At 41.9% G+C, this 17,412-nt stretch carries 16 protein-coding genes and 5 tRNA genes; 7 read left to right on the forward strand and 14 right to left on the reverse strand.

Going from position 1 to position 17,412, the window contains the following annotated elements:
• Positions 1 to 29: 29 nt before the first annotated feature.
• The 11 genes from A3K93_RS11365 to tpiA form a co-directional block, all read right to left on the reverse strand.
• Positions 30 to 434, reverse strand: a complete 405-nt coding sequence (locus tag A3K93_RS11365) for a ribosome-binding factor A (protein ID WP_054580942.1) — start codon at positions 432 to 434, stop codon at positions 30 to 32.
• Positions 434 to 3,139 carry a translation initiation factor IF-2 gene (gene infB, locus A3K93_RS11370; RefSeq protein ID WP_067731317.1) on the reverse strand — a complete coding sequence of 902 codons (2,706 nt, stop codon included), beginning with the start codon at positions 3,137 to 3,139 and terminating at the stop codon, positions 434 to 436. Before infB ends, A3K93_RS11365 begins: the two co-directional genes overlap by 1 nt.
• 10 nt (positions 3,140 to 3,149) lie before the next feature.
• Positions 3,150 to 4,634, reverse strand: a complete 1,485-nt coding sequence (nusA, locus tag A3K93_RS11375; protein ID WP_067731318.1) for a transcription termination factor NusA — start codon at positions 4,632 to 4,634, stop codon at positions 3,150 to 3,152.
• Positions 4,635 to 4,669: 35 nt separating this feature from the next.
• The gene (gene rimP, locus A3K93_RS11380; RefSeq protein ID WP_067731319.1) at positions 4,670 to 5,194 is read right to left on the reverse strand and encodes a ribosome maturation factor RimP; all 525 of its coding nucleotides are present in this window, start codon (positions 5,192 to 5,194) and stop codon (positions 4,670 to 4,672) included.
• A 223-nt stretch (positions 5,195 to 5,417) separates the two neighbouring features.
• Positions 5,418 to 5,494 (reverse strand) — tRNA-Met (locus tag A3K93_RS11385).
• An 87-nt stretch (positions 5,495 to 5,581) separates the two neighbouring features.
• Positions 5,582 to 5,658: transfer RNA gene (locus A3K93_RS11390), tRNA-Met, on the reverse strand.
• Between the two features lie 64 nt (positions 5,659 to 5,722).
• A tRNA-Met gene (locus A3K93_RS11395) sits at positions 5,723 to 5,799 on the reverse strand.
• Between the two features lie 80 nt (positions 5,800 to 5,879).
• A tRNA-Met gene (locus A3K93_RS11400) sits at positions 5,880 to 5,956 on the reverse strand.
• 54 nt (positions 5,957 to 6,010) lie between these two features.
• Positions 6,011 to 6,095 (reverse strand) — tRNA-Leu (locus A3K93_RS11405).
• 54 nt (positions 6,096 to 6,149) lie between these two features.
• Complete coding sequence (gene secG / locus A3K93_RS11410; protein WP_067731320.1) at positions 6,150 to 6,479, reverse strand: preprotein translocase subunit SecG; 330 nt, start codon at positions 6,477 to 6,479, stop codon at positions 6,150 to 6,152.
• 13 nt (positions 6,480 to 6,492) lie between these two features.
• Complete coding sequence (tpiA, locus tag A3K93_RS11415; protein ID WP_067731321.1) at positions 6,493 to 7,284, reverse strand: triose-phosphate isomerase; 792 nt, start codon at positions 7,282 to 7,284, stop codon at positions 6,493 to 6,495.
• A gap of 284 nt (positions 7,285 to 7,568) precedes the next feature.
• Between tpiA and pilB the strand changes: the two genes are divergently transcribed.
• From pilB to coaE, 4 genes are read left to right on the forward strand one after another with little or no spacing between them, the layout of a single operon-like run.
• Positions 7,569 to 9,278, forward strand: coding sequence for a type IV-A pilus assembly ATPase PilB (gene pilB, locus A3K93_RS11420; RefSeq protein WP_067731322.1), 1,710 nt, complete (start codon positions 7,569 to 7,571; stop codon positions 9,276 to 9,278).
• A 33-nt stretch (positions 9,279 to 9,311) separates the two neighbouring features.
• Positions 9,312 to 10,541 (forward strand): type II secretion system F family protein, encoded by a 1,230-nt coding sequence (locus A3K93_RS11425; protein WP_067731323.1) that lies wholly within the window; start codon positions 9,312 to 9,314, stop codon positions 10,539 to 10,541.
• Complete coding sequence (locus A3K93_RS11430; protein WP_067731324.1) at positions 10,541 to 11,401, forward strand: prepilin peptidase; 861 nt, start codon at positions 10,541 to 10,543, stop codon at positions 11,399 to 11,401. Before A3K93_RS11425 ends, A3K93_RS11430 begins: the two co-directional genes overlap by 1 nt.
• A gap of 1 nt (position 11,402) precedes the next feature.
• Entirely contained in the window at positions 11,403 to 11,999 is a 597-nt protein-coding gene (gene coaE / locus A3K93_RS11435) for a dephospho-CoA kinase (RefSeq protein ID WP_067731325.1), read from the forward strand.
• Positions 12,000 to 12,017: 18 nt separating this feature from the next.
• Here the strand turns inward: coaE and A3K93_RS11440 are convergent, their stop codons facing one another.
• The 3 genes from A3K93_RS11440 to ppnP all read right to left on the reverse strand — a co-directional run bounded on the left by A3K93_RS11440 (position 12,018) and on the right by ppnP (position 14,185).
• Positions 12,018 to 12,938, reverse strand: coding sequence for a DMT family transporter (locus A3K93_RS11440; RefSeq protein ID WP_081408536.1), 921 nt, complete (start codon positions 12,936 to 12,938; stop codon positions 12,018 to 12,020).
• Positions 12,939 to 12,971: 33 nt separating this feature from the next.
• Positions 12,972 to 13,721 carry a 23S rRNA (guanosine(2251)-2'-O)-methyltransferase RlmB gene (gene rlmB / locus A3K93_RS11445; RefSeq protein WP_067731326.1) on the reverse strand — a complete coding sequence of 250 codons (750 nt, stop codon included), beginning with the start codon at positions 13,719 to 13,721 and terminating at the stop codon, positions 12,972 to 12,974.
• Positions 13,722 to 13,861: 140 nt separating this feature from the next.
• Positions 13,862 to 14,185 carry a pyrimidine/purine nucleoside phosphorylase gene (gene ppnP, locus A3K93_RS11450; RefSeq protein WP_067731327.1) on the reverse strand — a complete coding sequence of 108 codons (324 nt, stop codon included), beginning with the start codon at positions 14,183 to 14,185 and terminating at the stop codon, positions 13,862 to 13,864.
• A gap of 413 nt (positions 14,186 to 14,598) precedes the next feature.
• On the opposite strand from ppnP, the gene recN reads away from it, so the two are divergent.
• The 3 genes from recN to ruvX all read left to right on the forward strand — a co-directional run bounded on the left by recN (position 14,599) and on the right by ruvX (position 17,367).
• Entirely contained in the window at positions 14,599 to 16,260 is a 1,662-nt protein-coding gene (gene recN / locus A3K93_RS11455) for a DNA repair protein RecN (protein ID WP_067731328.1), read from the forward strand.
• Positions 16,261 to 16,376: 116 nt separating this feature from the next.
• Positions 16,377 to 16,931, forward strand: a complete 555-nt coding sequence (locus A3K93_RS11460) for a YqgE/AlgH family protein (RefSeq protein WP_067731329.1) — start codon at positions 16,377 to 16,379, stop codon at positions 16,929 to 16,931.
• Positions 16,924 to 17,367 (forward strand): Holliday junction resolvase RuvX, encoded by a 444-nt coding sequence (gene ruvX, locus A3K93_RS11465; protein WP_067731330.1) that lies wholly within the window; start codon positions 16,924 to 16,926, stop codon positions 17,365 to 17,367. The genes A3K93_RS11460 and ruvX overlap by 8 nt, the downstream gene beginning before the upstream one ends.
• Positions 17,368 to 17,412 lie beyond the last annotated feature (45 nt).

The raw sequence follows: 17,412 nt of genomic DNA on the forward strand, positions 1-17,412 counted from the left end.
GGTGGCTTTTTTTATGAATAAGTTAAAACTTATTCTTCATCTTTTTTGTCTTCTGCTGGAGGTAAATCCTTCACAGCTTCAGCAATCAAACCAAACATGTAGTTACCGTATGCATTGGTTTTGTCGTAATGGAAACGTAAACGTGGCGTAATACGCGTCTTGATACGACGACCAAGTTCGTGACGCAAGAAACCAGAGGCCTTATTTAAAACATCTAAAGTTTCTTTATTTGCCGCTTCACTTTGTTCATCACCAAGTTCACGACCCATTACAGTCACATAAACTTCAGCATAACCTAAGTCTGGGCTGACCTTCACAGCAGAGATGGTCACAAGACCACCTAAGCGTGGATCTTTAAGCTCTTGACGAATGAGTTCAGAGAGTTCTCTCTGAACTGTATCAGCCATACGCTTCAGACGTTGACTACCCGCCATTAAAGACTCCGTTTAATGAGTTGAACATCGTACACTTCGATCTTATCGAGAGGTTTGATGTCTTTGTAGCCTTTAACCGCAAGACCACATTCCATACCTGCGCGAACTTCTTCAACTGCGTCTTTATAACGACGAAGTGACTCAAGTTCACCTTGGAAGATTACGACATCATCACGAAGGACACGAATTGGTTTGTTACGGTGTAATGTACCCTCAAGTACCATACAACCCGCTGCAGCACCAAATTTACTTGAGTGGAATACTTCACGTACTTGAGCCACACCAAGAATTGTTTCGCGATGTTCAGGCGCAAGCTTACCGCTCATCGCTGCTTTCACGTCATCGATCAATTGGTAGATCACTGAGTAGTAACGAATGTCGATACTGTCAGCATCTGCTTTTTGACGTGCTGCGTTGTCGGCACGAACGTTGAAGCCAAGAAGAACTGCTTCTGAAGATTCAGCAAGTGTTACGTCTGATTCAGTGATTGCACCCACACCAGAACCAATAATACGTACTTTCACTTCATCAGTTGCCAAGTCAGCAAGTGCAACATGTAGTGCTTCTAATGTACCACGTACGTCTGTTTTTAATACCACATTGACAATAGGCACATCTTTTTTGCCCATAGACGCCATGATGTTTTCAAGACGCATTGCGGATTGACGCTCAAGACGTTTTTGACGTTCACGATCCATACGCGCATCAGCAACTTCACGTGCTTTTTTCTCGTCATTCACAACAAGAACTTCATCACCCGCCATTGGCGCTTCTGGAAGACCCAAGATTTCTACTGGAATCGAAGGACCTGCAGATTTAATACGTTGACCATTTTCATCAGTCATCGCACGGACACGACCGTAAGAAGAACCTGCAAGAACAAGATCACCTACTTTCAATGTACCGTTTTGTACAAGGATTGATGTCACTGCACCACGGCTGTTATCAACACGTGCTTCAATCACAACACCTTGTGCTGCACCTTCTTCAGATGCTTTAAGCTCAAGAAGTTCGGCTTGAATCGAAATCAAATCAAGAAGTTCATCAATACCCGCACCTGTGTGTGCAGATACTTTCGCTACAGGAACGTCACCACCCCATTCTTCAGGTACGATTTCTTTAGTGGTTAATTCGTTCAATACGCGATCTGGATCAGCAGAGTCTTTATCCATTTTGTTGATCGCAACAATAATTGGCGTACCCGCTGCACGAGCGTGATCGATTGCTTCTGCAGTTTGTGGCATTACACCATCATCTGCCGCTACAACAAGAACTACGATATCTGTCGCTTTCGCACCACGTGAACGCATTGCAGTAAACGCTGCGTGTCCCGGAGTATCGAGGAAAGTGATAATACCTTTGTCAGTTTTAACGTGGTAAGCACCGATATGCTGTGTGATACCGCCCGCTTCGCCTTGAGCCACTTTAGCACGACGAATACGGTCAAGAAGCGATGTTTTACCATGGTCAACGTGACCCATAATCGTCACAACTGGCGCACGTGTTGTTTGTGCACCACGTGCTTCTTCTGCTTGCTCAAGAAGGTTATCTTCGACAGCAGTTTCAGAAACAAGCACTGGGTTATGACCCATCTCTTCAACGATTAATGCAGCAATTTCTTGATCAATCGCTTGGTTTTGCGTAACCAATTCACCCATTTTCATGAGTGATTTAATTACTTCACGTACTTTGATCGCCATTTTTGCAGCTAAGTCAGCCACAATAATCGTTTCACCGATTTCTACATCGTAAACTTGTTTTTTAACAGGTTTTTCGAAACCGTGTTTGTTCGATTGGCTTGTTTTCAAACCACGACGGTGTGAGTTATCACGGAATGATTGCTCTTCACCACGACGACCACCTTTCTTAGAAGTACGTGTATTGTTGGTGTTTGTACCACGCTTAATTTCACGGTCTTCTTTCGCGAAAGAATCTTCGTATGCTTGACCAACAAGGCCGGCAGCAAGTGGAGAATCATCAATCACACGAATCGTTGCAGTTGCATCTTCAGATGAATATTTAGATGCCATCTGACGCATTTGCTCAAGCGTACGTTGTTGAGCTTCTTCAGCTGCCTTGCGACGCGCTGCTTCTTCAACCGCTTTAAGTTTTGCTGCTTCTGCTTCACGTGCTTTACGTTGTTCAGGAGTTTCAACTTGTTTAACCGCTGCTTTCACAATCGGTTTATTGGTTGATTTACGTTTTACAACAACGGCTGCTTTAGGTGTTTCTTGTTTCGCTGTTTCCTGTTTTTGCGCTGCACGCATTGCTTCTAAAGCTTTGCTTGCATTGCTCACACCTTGTTTAGGTGCTTCAGCAGGTTTTTGCTCTGATTTTTGAGCAGATGCAGCTTTGGCTTGCTGTTCAGCTTGAGCCTTCGCTAATGCTTCTGCTTTGATTTGTTCTGGATCAGGCTTTGTAAATGTATGCTTCTTACGAACTTCTACATTAATCGTTTTAGCCTTACCTGAAGTACTCGCTACTTTAGCAGTACTAGTCGTTTTACGTTTCAACGTGATTTGTCCTGCATGGCCATCTGAACCTTGTGATTTTTTCACATGGCTCATCAAGCGATCTTGTTGTTCGGGGGTAATAATATCGTCAGCTTTACGCTGTGGTAAACCTGCCTCACGAACCTGCTCTAGGAGCTTCTCAACTGGACGTCCCACGCTGAGGGCTAACTCTTTAATCAACTTGTCCGTCATATACTACCTCCTAGTTAAACCATGATTCGCGCGCTTTCATAATGAGTTGACCTGCTTTCTCAGCACCTAAACCTTCGATATCTTCAATATCGTCAGTTGCTTGGTCTGCTAAGTCATCTACGGTTACTACACCACGAGCAGCTAATGCTTGCGCGATCTCTGTTGTCATGCCTTCCATTGCTACAAGTTCTTCACTTGGCGCTTGTACGTTTTCTTGCTGTTTTAAAGCATCAGCAAGTGCAACTTCTTTTGCACGGCTTTGCAATAGTTCAACTAGTTCAGCTTCAAGTTCGATTTCTTCGAACGTTTCAGCAGGTACGTATGCGATTTCTTCAAGCGACGTGAAGCCCATTTCTACGAGCGCCATAGCCAAGTCTTCAGCAATATCTAAACGAGTGACGAACATGTCTAGATATTTTTGAGCTTCGCTTTGTTGACGTGCGTAATATTCTTCTTCCAACATCATGTCTAGCTTATAGCCAGTCAATTCTGATGCCAAACGAACGTTTTGACCTTGCGAACCAATCGCACGTGCCAACTGATCACTTGTTGCGAAGATGATGTCGGCAGTGTGTGCATCTTCATCAATCACAATACTTGATACATCAGCTGGTTCTAATGCGCTTGCGATGTATTGAGCAGGATCATCAGACCATACTACAACATCGATACGCTCACCATTGAGTTCTTGTTGAACTGCTTGGATACGTGTACCACGCATACCAATACAAGCACCAACAGGGTCAATCCGATGGTCGTTTGTTTTCACTGCAATTTTAGCACGCACACCCGGTTGACGAGCTGCAGCTTTAATTTCAATGATTTCTTCAGCGATTTCAGGAATCTCTTTCTTCATCAATGCAATCAGCATTTCAGGTTTAGAACGAGATAATTGAAGCTGTGCACCGCGACCTTCACGGTTCACGTTGAACAAAATCGCTGTTACACGTTGTTTAGGACGCAAAATTTCTTTTGCAATCATTTCTTCACGTGCAAGGTAAGCTTCTGCATTTTCACCTAAGTCAATGATAAAGCCATCTTTGGTTTGTTTTTTCACTTCACCGTAGATGAGTTCACCGACTTTAGATTCGTATGCATCAGCAACTAAAGCACGTTCAGCTTCACGAATTTTTTGTACAATCACTTGCTTCGCAATTTGCGCAGCAATACGACCGAAGTCAATCGACTCTACTTCAAGTTCACGAATATCACCAATTGACCATTGTGCTGGATCAACGTCTGAAATCGCGTCTTGGCAAGCAGGCATTTCATGATCTTCATCCGCAACCACTTCCCATTGACGGAAAGTACGGTAATCACCTGTCTTACGATCAATTTCCACACGTAAACGTGCTTCTTCTGAATGTGTGCCTTCGTAGAATTTTTTCTTAGTCGCTGCAACTAAAGCTTGTTCTAGTGCTTCGAAGATCGCTTCACGAGGTACACCTTTTTCGTTACTGACCGTTTCAACTACGGTAAGAATTTCACGTGCCATAAGTCACCTATTCGTTCAGATTCTTATTAATAGAATTAATCTTGGTAAATCAAATTTGCTTTATCGATGTTGTGACTGTCGATATCTAGAATTTGTTGCTTTTCCACTTCCACTTGAATCATTTCATTTTCAAGATCAACGCTGACCAATTTAGCTTGGAATTTGCGACGGTTATCTACTGCGCTAATCAAACGTAAAGCAATCGTTTGACCAATGTATGCAGGCAACTGGCTCAGCTGGAAGAAAGGACGATCCCAACCTGGTGAAGACACTTCGAGTGAGTACTCACCTGAAATTGGATCATGGACATCAAGCATAGCGCCGACTTGCTGCGTTACACGAACACAGTCTTGCACGCCAATACCACGACCTTGTTCGACTTCGCCATCTTCATTGATTACAGGCTCTTGAGCTGCATCATCTGCTTTGTCGATATAGATACGTAATAAAGAACGTTTACCTTGAGGAAGAAATTCAATTCCCCATAAATCTACATTACAAGCTTCAACTGCGGGTGCAATTAAATCTTGAAGTGCTTGAGTTTTATTAGATAGCTTCATTTACTCTCGTCATCTGGTGCGATTTATGATCTATTTGACCACTACAAAACAATCAAAACTATAGTAGTAGTGAAACATGGAGACGTGACCAAATACTGTCGACACTACACGATAGCCAATAAAAAAGGGCGATAATCGCCCCAATTACTGCACAATTCTGGATTTTTTCAAATCCCACTGTGCAAAAAGGCCCACCATAGTTGTGAGCCTCTTTTTAGAAACTTGGTAGCGGGAGCTGGATTTGAACCAACGACCTTCGGGTTATGAGCCCGACGAGCTACCAGACTGCTCCATCCCGCATCAACGTGCAAAAATTATATACAGAAAGTGGAAACTTTTCAATCAAAACCACAAGCTTGTACATATTTGTTATAAGTCACTGAAAAGTGGTAGCGGGAGCTGGATTTGAACCAACGACCTTCGGGTTATGAGCCCGACGAGCTACCAGACTGCTCCATCCCGCATCAGCGTACAAATAACTTTCAGTTTAAAATTAAACTGCTTTTAAAGTTTGCATCTTTAAAAGATTGGTAGCGGGAGCTGGATTTGAACCAACGACCTTCGGGTTATGAGCCCGACGAGCTACCAGACTGCTCCATCCCGCAACAACATGCAAATAACTCTTCTCAACTTAAAACCAGTTTAAGCTGCCTCTTTAAAGTTTGCGTCTTTTAAAAGGATTGATTGGTAGCGGGAGCTGGATTTGAACCAACGACCTTCGGGTTATGAGCCCGACGAGCTACCAGACTGCTCCATCCCGCAACAACAGAAGTTTTTTTAGCTGCATACACCAACTTATATTCTGGATTCATAAGTTGGTGCGGAAGGGGGGACTTGAACCCCCACGCCCGAAAGCACTACCACCTCAAGGTAGCGTGTCTACCAATTCCACCACCACCGCAGCTGTTTGGCATTCTAGTCGCATCACGTGCAAAAAGAAAGCCATTAAACAAAATTATTCAGCAGATTTTGGCGCAGTTGGCGAAGTTTCATTCGATTCCAAGGGTGCTGAAGTTGTCGATGAGATCGATTTCAAGCTATAAGCATCTGTGGTTTGTTTTTTTGCAAAAATAGCTAATGTCAAACTTGTTACAAAAAACAACGCTGTAAAAACAGCAGTTAAACGCGTTAGGAAGTTACCTGAACCTGAAGCACCAAATACAGTCGCAGCACCGCCGCCACCGAAAGACGCACCCGCATCCGCACCTTTACCATGCTGAACCAAAATCAAGACAATCATCAAAATCGCTAAGATAATATGTACTACCAGCACAAAAGTTTGCATGCTGAACTCCTAATTATTGTGTATTTGCAAATGCTTGAGCAATTTGATGGAACGACTCAGCATTGAGCGATGCACCACCCACCAATGCCCCGTTGATATCAGGGCAGGCTGCTAACTCTACTGCATTTTCAGGTTTAACACTACCACCATATAAGATCGCCATAGTCGAACCATAGCCAGTAATTTGGTTTAAGCCCTGACGAATTTGAGCATGCATGGCTTGAGCATCTTGAGGTGAAGCAGTCTTACCTGTACCAATGGCCCAGATCGGCTCATACGCAATCACAATGTTGCGCCATTGCTCTGCTTGAACCACAGCTGCGATATCACAAATTTGTTGCAACACCACAGCCTCAGCCTGCCCTGCTTCACGTTGTTCTAGGCTTTCACCCACACAATAAATCACAGTTAAACCCGCATTTAGAGCATTTTGAATTTTAGCATTTAAAATATCTTTGTTTTCAGCAAAGATTTCGCGGCGCTCTGAGTGCCCGATGAGCACATATTGAATGCCATGATCTGTCAAAAGTTCAGCACTCTGTTCACCCGTATATGCACCTGTACCTGAAATACGAGAGACATCTTGTGCTACGGTATGTACTTTACGGTTGGCTGTACTTAATTCTGATTGGATTGTTGTTAAAGCAATAGAAATCGGTGCGATACCTAAGATACATTTTTCTTCTGCAATGGGTGCATTATTCAGTAAACTATTAAAATCCTGAATTAACTTCAATGCATCTGCTTTGACTGGATTCATTTTCCAGTTGCCCACAACCCAAGGGGTAATCGTCGAAGCCGACATATAAAACCTATTAAACTGACTAATCTCAAATTGGGCACATTCTACACGTAATTGTAAGAAGAGCAGAATAGTTTTCTTATCGCATTTCTATGCAAAACACTGTTCAAACTGCTCATTTTTTGTTATCACTTAAAAATAAAAAAGGGGATTCTTCCTATTGGTTCAAGCTTTTCTTGAATATTAGGAAGTTAGTGACACATCTAAGTATGGTAATTTTATACAACAACCGTATAATTTTAATTAAACCAATTAAAAAACAAATTTGATTCAAGGCATATTGAAGTATGGCAGCAATTCAGGGGACTCCAAGATTTACAGGCTTTATTCGTCGTATTGTCGATGAAGGTCTTTTATCTGCAGAACATATGCAAGAAGCATTAATCAATTCTAAGCGCGATAAAATTGATATCGTGCCGTATTTGATTGACTTTCATAAGCTCTCCCCGACTGTTATTGCTGAAAATATTTCAACTGAATTTGGTGAGCCACTATTTGATATTGGGGCATATGATCCAGGTCAAGTTTTAAAAGAAGAAATCGATGAAAAATTAATTACTAAACATCGTATTTTACCGATTTTTAAAAATTCCAGTATTTTGTATATCGCAACCAGCAATCCAACCAATTTAGAGGCGATGGATGCAATACGTTTTGCGACAAAACTCAATATTGAAACCGTCATTGTTGAGCACAATAAACTTGAAAAACTGATTGAGCAAAACTTTACCGAAGAAAGCACCTTTGATTTCGATGATGATTTTGATCTAGATATTGATGTCGAAAACCCTGAAGCCAATAAAGATCAGGAAGATGACAACAAAGGTGATGAAGCACCGATTGTTAAATACATCAATAAATTGCTGATTGATGCTATTCGTATGGGTGCATCGGATTTACACTTTGAACCTTATGAAAAAATTTACCGTGTGCGTTACCGTGTCGATGGTGTACTGCGTCAAATCGCGACACCGCCACTACAGTTAGCGACTCGCCTATCTTCACGTTTAAAAGTCATGTCACAAATGGACATTTCTGAAAAACGTGTTCCTCAAGATGGTCGTATTAAACTTAAACTGTCGAAAAACAAAGCCATCGATTTCCGTGTCAACTCATTGCCAACACTATTTGGTGAAAAACTAGTATTGCGTATTCTCGACCCATCGAGTGCAATGCTTGGGATTGATGCTCTTGGTTATGAGCCTGATCAGAAAGAACTCTTCATGCAGGCGCTTGAAAAACCTCAAGGCATGCTATTAATTACAGGTCCAACAGGTTCAGGTAAGACCGTATCTTTATATACGGGTCTTAACATTTTAAACCGTGAAGATACCAATATTTCAACGGCGGAAGACCCAGTCGAAATTAACCTACAAGGGATTAATCAGGTCAACGTAAACAATAAAGTCGGCCTGACTTTCTCTGCTGCATTGAAATCTTTCTTGCGTCAGGACCCTGATATCGTCATGGTCGGTGAGATTCGTGATTTAGAGACTGCTGAAATTGCAGTGAAAGCCGCTCAAACCGGTCATATGGTGATGTCAACACTGCATACCAACAGTGCACCTGAAACTTTGACCCGTTTACGCAATATGGGTGTGCCCTCTTTTAATATTGCAACTTCGGTGAACTTGGTGATTGCACAGCGTCTTGCCCGTCGTCTTTGCTCACAATGTAAAAAGCCCGCTGATATTCCACATCAAAGTTTGCTGGAAATGGGCTTCACTGAAGAAGATTTACAACAACCCGATTTTCAAATTTATGAGCCAAATGGCTGTAGTGAATGCCGTGAAGGCTATAAAGGCCGAGTAGGTATTTATGAAGTCATGAAAGTAACTCCAGAAATTTCAAGAATTATTATGGAAGATGGCAATGCATTACAAATTGCCGAAGCTTCCGCACGTGCAGGTTTTAATAATTTACGCCGATCAGGTTTATTGAAGGTTATGCAGGGGGTGACTTCTCTACAGGAAGTCAATCGTGTAACCAGCGAATGATCGTGCGCTTAGCTCTAAAATAAGGATAAACTCATGGCAACAGCGAAAAAAGGTCAGATGATGCCAACCTTCAGTTATGAAGGGATTGACCGTAAAGGTGTAAAAATCAAGGGGGAATTACCCGCTCGTAATATGGCACTCGCTAAAGTGACGCTGCGTAAACAAGGCATCAGCATCAAGAGCATTCGAGAAAAGAAAAAGAATATTCTTGAAGGCTTAATGAAAAAGAAAGTTACGACGCTTGATATCACAATCTTTACCCGTCAGCTTGCCACGATGATGAAAGCAGGTGTACCACTCGTACAAGGGTTTGAAATTGTCGCTGAAGGTCTCGAAAATCCTGCAATGCGCGAAGTGGTATTAGGGATTAAAGGCGAAGTCGAAGGCGGTAATACCTTCGCTGGGGCTCTGCGTAAATACCCCCAATATTTTGATAAATTGTTCTGCTCTTTGGTTGAATCTGGTGAACAATCAGGTGCGCTTGAGACCATGCTTGATCGTGTTGCAATTTATAAAGAAAAAAGCGAGCTATTAAAGCAAAAAATTAAAAAAGCCATGAAATATCCAGCGACTGTTATTGTCGTCGCTGTCATCGTAACAATTATTTTGATGGTCAAAGTTGTTCCTGTATTCCAAGATCTTTTTTCGTCTTTTGGCGCTGACTTGCCCGCCTTCACAAAAATGGTCGTTGCAATGTCTGAATGGACACAAAAGTATTGGTTCCTCTTGATTATTTTTATTGCAGTAATTATTACAGCTTTCTTGGAAGCTAAAAAGCGTAGTAAAAAATTCCGTGATTTCCTGGATAAAGCTGCACTTAAAGCGCCTATTTTTGGTGATTTAGTTTATAAAGCGATTATTGCTCGCTATAGCAGAACACTTGCAACAACGTTTGCTGCGGGTGTTCCCTTAATTGATGCCCTTGAATCGACAGCGGGTGCAACCAACAACTGTGTCTATGAAGATGCTGTAATGAAAATCCGTGAAGATGTCGCCACAGGTCAACAGCTGCAATTTGCTATGCGGGTCACCAACAAATTCCCATCAATGGCGGTACAAATGGTCGCTATTGGTGAAGAGTCAGGTGCGCTAGATGCGATGCTCGATAAAGTCGCAACCCATTATGAAAATGAAGTTGACAACGCCGTTGACGGCTTAACTGCCATGATGGAACCTCTGATTATGGCAATTTTAGGCGTCCTCGTCGGTGGTCTCGTCGTTGCAATGTATCTACCAATCTTCCAAATGGGTTCTGTGGTTTAATGCACGATTTAATTCAGTACTGTGTTCAAAACCCAATTGCGCTGTATAGCGTAATTGGGCTTTTTAGCTTATGCATCGGTAGTTTTCTCAATGTTGTGATCTACCGTACCCCAAAAATGATGGAACAAGAGTGGCGGACAGACTGCCAACTCTTTTTACATCCTGAACAACCGATTATTGATGAGTCAAAAATCACGCTCAGCAAACCAGCATCCACCTGCCCTCAATGTCACAACCCAATTCGCTGGTATCAAAATATTCCTGTGATCAGTTGGCTGATATTAAGAGGAAAATGTGGCAACTGCCAAAATCCGATCAGCATTCGCTATCCATTTATTGAGTTATTGACTGCGGTATGTGCATTGGTCGTTGTTTCAGTTTTTGGACCCACAATCCATATGCTATTTGGCTTGGTATTAACTTATGTACTGATCACTTTAACCTTTATCGACTTTGACACCCAGTTACTTCCCGATCGTTATACTCTCCCCTTAGCTGCATTAGGTCTCGCGATCAATAGCTATAGCCTTTACACCACACCGACTATGGCCATTTGGGGTTATATCATTGGTTTCTTATGCCTATGGGTTGTGTACTACTTGTTTAAGATTGTGACTGGTAAAGAAGGCATGGGCTATGGTGACTTTAAACTCCTTGCAGCATTGGGCGCTTGGATGGGTCCACTTTTACTGCCTTTGATCGTTTTACTATCCTCTCTCGTGGGTGCAATCATCGGAATTATTCTGCTAAAAATCCGTAAAGAAAATCAGCCCTTTGCTTTCGGTCCTTATATCGCAATCGCAGGCTGGATTGCCTTCCTGTGGGGCGAAAAAATCATGCAAATCTATTTAGGACAATAAGTTGAAATTCATACTGGGACTAACAGGTGGGATTGGCAGTGGCAAGTCTGCTGCGAGCCACTGGTTTGAACAACAAGGTATTGTTGTGGTGGATGCGGATGTGGTCGCACGTGAAGTTGTTGAACCAGGTCAACCCGCATTGTTTGAAATTCAACGTGTCTTTGGAGATGAGATTCTACTGGAAGATGGCCATTTAAACCGACGTGCTTTACGTGACATCGTTTTTCAATCCAATACAGCACGAGAGCAACTTGAGGCCATTACTCATCCTGCAATTCGGCTTTCGATTATTGAGCAACTGCAAGCAGCTGAAAGTCCCTATGTGATTTTGGTTTCTCCGCTTTTATTTGAAACAAATCAACATGAACTCACTCAGCATACTTTGCTAATTGATGCCTCTGTTGAATTACAAATTCAACGTGCCGTACAACGAGATGGACAAAATATCGAGCAGATTAAAAAGATCATCGCAGCACAAATGCCGCGTGAACAAAAACAGCAACTTGCCGATGATATCGTATTAAATGATGGGCATTTAGATCATCTGTATCAACAGCTCGAAAAACTCCATCAACAATATCTACTTCGGGCAAAGTAAAAATATAAAAAAGCAGTCTTATTTTGACTGCTTTTTTTGTTCTGCAAGTCGAGCTTCCAAGCTATCTCTATGCAATACCCAGCGCCAAGGTTGTAATGCACCAATCGCCATACCCACTAAACCACAAATCATGGCAATACTGAGTGATTCACCCAACAATGGCACAGCCAAAAGTGCTGCAATAAAAGGAGCTAAATTGGTAATACTGCCTGCCTTAAAAGCGCCTAAACGTTTAATCGCTTCTGCATAAGTCAAGGTTGCAATAATCACTACAAAAATACCGTGGAATAGCGTCTGGCTGATTAAATGAATCGGAGTTGGATCGGTTAAATGTTTCGGTAAAAACAAGAGATAAATCGGTACATAAACCACAGCAGACCAGATCGCAACACCCGACATCGCCTGCCAAGCCGATAGCTGATATTTACGTAGTAGAACAGTGAACATACCCCACAGAATCGCACTAATAAAAAACAGCACATCCCCCATTCCAAAAGGAATGCCCGTTTCTCGGTACATCAGGATGCTCATTAAACAAATCGCAATGATCATAATGACCAGACTTGCCCACGTATGTTTATCAAAAGCTTGATTTAATAAAAAATACGCAACTATCGCTGTACATAAAGGAATACAGCCATTTAAAAAAATAGCAGCGTGAGCAGTGGGTGCGTAATGAAAAGCACTATAAGCAAATAGACAATAAATCACCCCACCAATCATGGCGAGAATAAAAGCCTCTTTTCGCAGTAAAAAAGAAGCTTCTTTTCGATAGAGCAGAATTGGCATCAAAATCAGAAATGCCAAACTAAAGCGCAGTGCAACAATATCCCATGCACTAATATTCCATAGTGCATTTAGACGTGCAGTTAAGGTAAAACCACCCCAAATACACATGGTAATTAAAACAAAGGCATAACCTTGTATACGGGGTGACATAGCAATCTTCTTTGTAATTTAAAAATGAATGGTTTAAGCGATACGTTGACGGCAAGCTTCGTAAAGTGCCATACCCGTTGCCACACTCACATTTAAACTTTGTAAATTACCTGACATTGGAATATAAACCGTTTGATCACATTGGCTTTGTGTGATTGGACGTAGACCTGTATCTTCAGCACCCATCACAATGCACACACCTGTACCTGTGAAATCAAATTTTTGAATCGGTAATGCCTGTTCATCCAGCATGGTGCCAACAATACGCACATTAAAGTCTTCTTTGATCTGACCCAAAGTACGCGCCAAGTTGGTTACTTGAATAAACTTCACTTTTTCAGCACCACCTGCAGCCACTTTACGCGCGGTTGGCGTTAAGGTTGCTGAACGATCACGTGGACAGATTACCGCTTCAACCCCCATCGCAGCTGCTGTACGAATACATGCGCCCAGGTTATGAGGATCGGTAATATGATCTAGTGCAAGCAACAAAGTGTTTGAATTTGCTTGTAAAACTGCTTCAAGATCTTTTTCATTTAAGACAGGGTGTGGTCGAACTGCAGCTACAACGCCTTGATGGAACGGCTGCCCTGCTAGTTTTTCTAATTTGTCGCGACTGGCTTGTTGTACGCTAATACCGAAAGGTTCAGCCAACTCTAAAACACGTTTTAAACGTTGATCATCGCGACCTTTGAGAGTGAATAATGTCAAGACACGTTCAGGCTCAAGCTCCAACAATGACTCGACTGAATGTACGCCATAAAAATATTCAGGTTTAGCCATGAACGACCTCTAATTGCTATTTCATTCCAAAAGAAAAATCCTGCAAAACAAAGTTCACAGGATTTCTGTACAAAGATTAGTTTAACCGATTCAGACCAAGATTGCTGTTCGGTTTTTTGCTATCTCGTTAATGCATTCAATTAGCCTTCAAAATGGCACACATAATCAAGGACTTCATCTGTTTCAATTTTGAAATAACTTTCACCAGCCACATAGAAAGATTGACCTGCACGGAATAATTCGCTTTCTTCGCTATCACCAATCACCACGCGGCATTCGCCAGAAATGATTTCCATACGCTCAGGAACGCTGGTTTTAAATGTCAGTGCTGTTTCTGTGGGTAAAATCACACCTAAAGTTTTTTTAGTGCCATCTTCAAATTGCACGATATGACTAATGCACAAGCCACCAAAGTATACATTCGATTTTTTTACTACAGATACATGATCAAACTGAGCTGACATGTGCGTTCTCCAAATAAAGCATTTTGTAATAATTGAATGCCTGTAGTTTAAATGTGCACTTTGAACTAATCAATCAAAGTTTAAGCACTTCAAGAAATATTTTGTAGCTGACAACATGTTCTTTACATAGGATTTTTATCTTTTGTAAAGCTTAACTAAACCGACTCATTTAAGGCCTAAAATCTTCGCCATTTATTTTATAAAATAATCCGTATACGCCTTTGCAACTTTCATTAAATTTGTATGCTCGCTTTCAGGTTCTCAGCAAATATTGAGAGAAAGAATGATGTATCCCTTGAGTCAAATTAATATAGAATGAATGCAATTCACCTGATTTATAATGATAATAACGTTGTGACACGCGTTGAAGATCACTATATTTAATTGAAACTTTTCGCAGCTCGGATGCGTTTATGCTGACACATTTAACTCTGATTAATTTTGCTTTAGCCGATCACCTTGCCATTGATATTGATCAAGGTTTTAACGTACTGACGGGTGAAACAGGTGCAGGTAAATCGCTTTTACTTGATGCATTATCTGCTTGTTTAGGTGAACGTACCGATACCAACTATGTGCGTTATGGTTCAGAAAAAGCAGATGTGACAGCCAGTTTTAGTTATCAGGACAATAGTCCTGAATCACAATGGCTTAAAGAACATGAATTAGATGATGAGTCAGGCGAAATTCATTTGCGTCGTGTTATTTTTGCAACCGGTCGAAGTAAAGCATGGATTAATGGACGTCCGAGCAGTTTATCTGAACTGAAAGAAATCGGACGCTTACTGGTTCAGCTTTATAGCCAGCACAGCCAACAACAATTGCTCGAGCCGCCCTATCCACGCCGCTGGATCGATCGTTACAGTAACTTTTATGCACCTGCTCAAGAAGTGCGTAATACTTACAGTACTTGGCAAAAGAATATTCGTCAGCACCAAGCGGCTCTCGATGCACAGGCGACACGTAAGCAGCGCATTGAAACCCTTGAATTACAACTCGAAGAATTGGCTGAAATCATACAAATTGATTATCAAGAAATTGAGCAAGAATTTGACCGACTGTCTCATCATGAGACCATCATGCAAGACTGCGTCTACAGCTTAAATGGCTTGGATGAAGCTGAACAAAATATTAATCAGGAATTAGGCTCGATCATTCGCCGCATTGAAAGTCATGCAGGCAGAAGTGAACTTCTTGCTGAAATTCATACCTCATTACTTAATGCACAAAGTGAAATTGAAGATGCTACTTCAAATTTACGCCACTTTATGGATCGTCAAAGTTTCGATCCTGAACGCATGGAAGAGCTGAATGCATCTTTAGAAGTTTTCCATCGTTTAGCACGCAAATATCGTACGCAACCCGAACTGCTGAAACAGGAATTTGATGCATGGCAAGCTGAACTTAAACAGCTGCATCAATTAGAAGACCCTGAAACCTTGGCTGAGCAAGTGACTTTGTCTTATGAAGCCTTCTTGGCTGCTGCACAGCATCTGGATCAAATTCGTCGCGATGCTGCTGGGCCTTTAGCGAAACAACTCACTGAACAAGTTAAGCAATTAGCGCTTCCTGAAGCCTATTTTGAGTTCAAGTTTGAAGCTTTAGATGAACCTGGCATGGAAGGCTTAAGCAATATACAGCTGCTATTTACTGCCAATAAAGGCATGCCTGCTCAACCACTTGCAAAAGTTGCCTCAGGGGGTGAATTGTCGCGTATCGCATTGGTCATGCAAGTGATGAATGCTGAAAAGACTGAAGCTGAAGTCTTGGTATTCGATGAAATTGATGTCGGGATTAGTGGAGGCACAGCTGAAATTGTCGGTCGTCTATTAGGTGACTTAGGTCAGCATGTACAAATTTTGTGTATTACCCATCAAGCCCAAGTCGCAGCTCAATCTGATCAGCATTTACTTGTAAAAAAACGTCAGACTGATCCTGCAAGCAGTACCATCTTTGAATTGGATGAAGACCAACGCATTCAGGAACTCGCGCGCATGACCGGTGGTGTCGAAATTAATGAGACGACGTTACAACATGCACGCCAATTGCGACAGCTTAAGTTTCAGCATGCATAAAAAGTATCAAATTCATCACAAAAAATAGTTGGTGAAATGAGCAAGCTCAGTTAAGTTAATGAAAAGACGTTAAAACATATTCATGCGAAGAAGTTGATTTAAGGAGAATTGCTCAGGTGCCCAAACAATATTTGACACATCGCTGTCTAATTGCTCCACCAGAAATGAGTGATGATTTTTTTGCAAACACTGTCATTTATCTCGCACGTCATGATGCGGATGGAGCTCAAGGCATTATTATCAATCGGCCTTCAGGGATTCAAATTCGTGAGTTACTCAACGATTTAGACATTGAAGCCGATAATGTCAATCCGCATGCCGTATTGCAAGGTGGTCCTTTACGCCCGGAAGCAGGCTTTGTCCTGCATACAGGGCAACCGACATGGCATTCATCCATTGCTGTCGGTGAAAATGTCTGTATTACTACCTCTAAAGACATTTTAGATGCGATCGCGCATAATGAAGGCGTCGGTCGTTATCAAATTGCGCTTGGTTATGCGAGTTGGGGAAAACATCAACTTGAAGAAGAAATCGCGCGCGGCGACTGGCTCATCTGCGAATCTGATATGGATTTGATTTTTAATTTACCTTATGACGACCGTTGGGATGCTGCCTATAAAAAAATTGGCGTAGACCGTACTTGGTTATCTTCTGAGATTGGACATGCCTGATGTAAACGCGCCACAGATGATTATGGCGTTTGACTTTGGTACACAAAAAATGGGAATGGCAGTTGGTCAATCCCTGATTGAAAGTGCCAATCCCCTTGCTTTATTTCCGATGAAAGATGGTATTCCCAACTGGGATGATCTTTTAAAAATTGTTAAACAGTATCAACCTACGCTGTTTTTGGTCGGTTTACCCTTAAACATGGATGATACTGAATCTGAACTCTCCACACGTGCACGTAAATTTGCCCGTCGTTTACGTCATCAAACCAATATCGAAACACTGATGGTCGATGAACGATTAACGACGCGTGAAGCACGCGATGAACTTGATCATTACCAAGCTCAAGGCCGTGGTAAAAAGCTCTCTGCAGATAGTATTGCAGCAGCGCTATTTATTGAAAGTTGGTATCGAAATCCACAAGGATTAAATCCTTAAACTCTTGCATGAAAAAGGCATCTCGAAAGATGCCTTTTTTAGATC

Origin of the sequence: Acinetobacter sp. NCu2D-2 (genome assembly GCF_001647675.1) — a bacterium.
Classification (GTDB): Bacteria; Pseudomonadota; Gammaproteobacteria; order Pseudomonadales; family Moraxellaceae; genus Acinetobacter.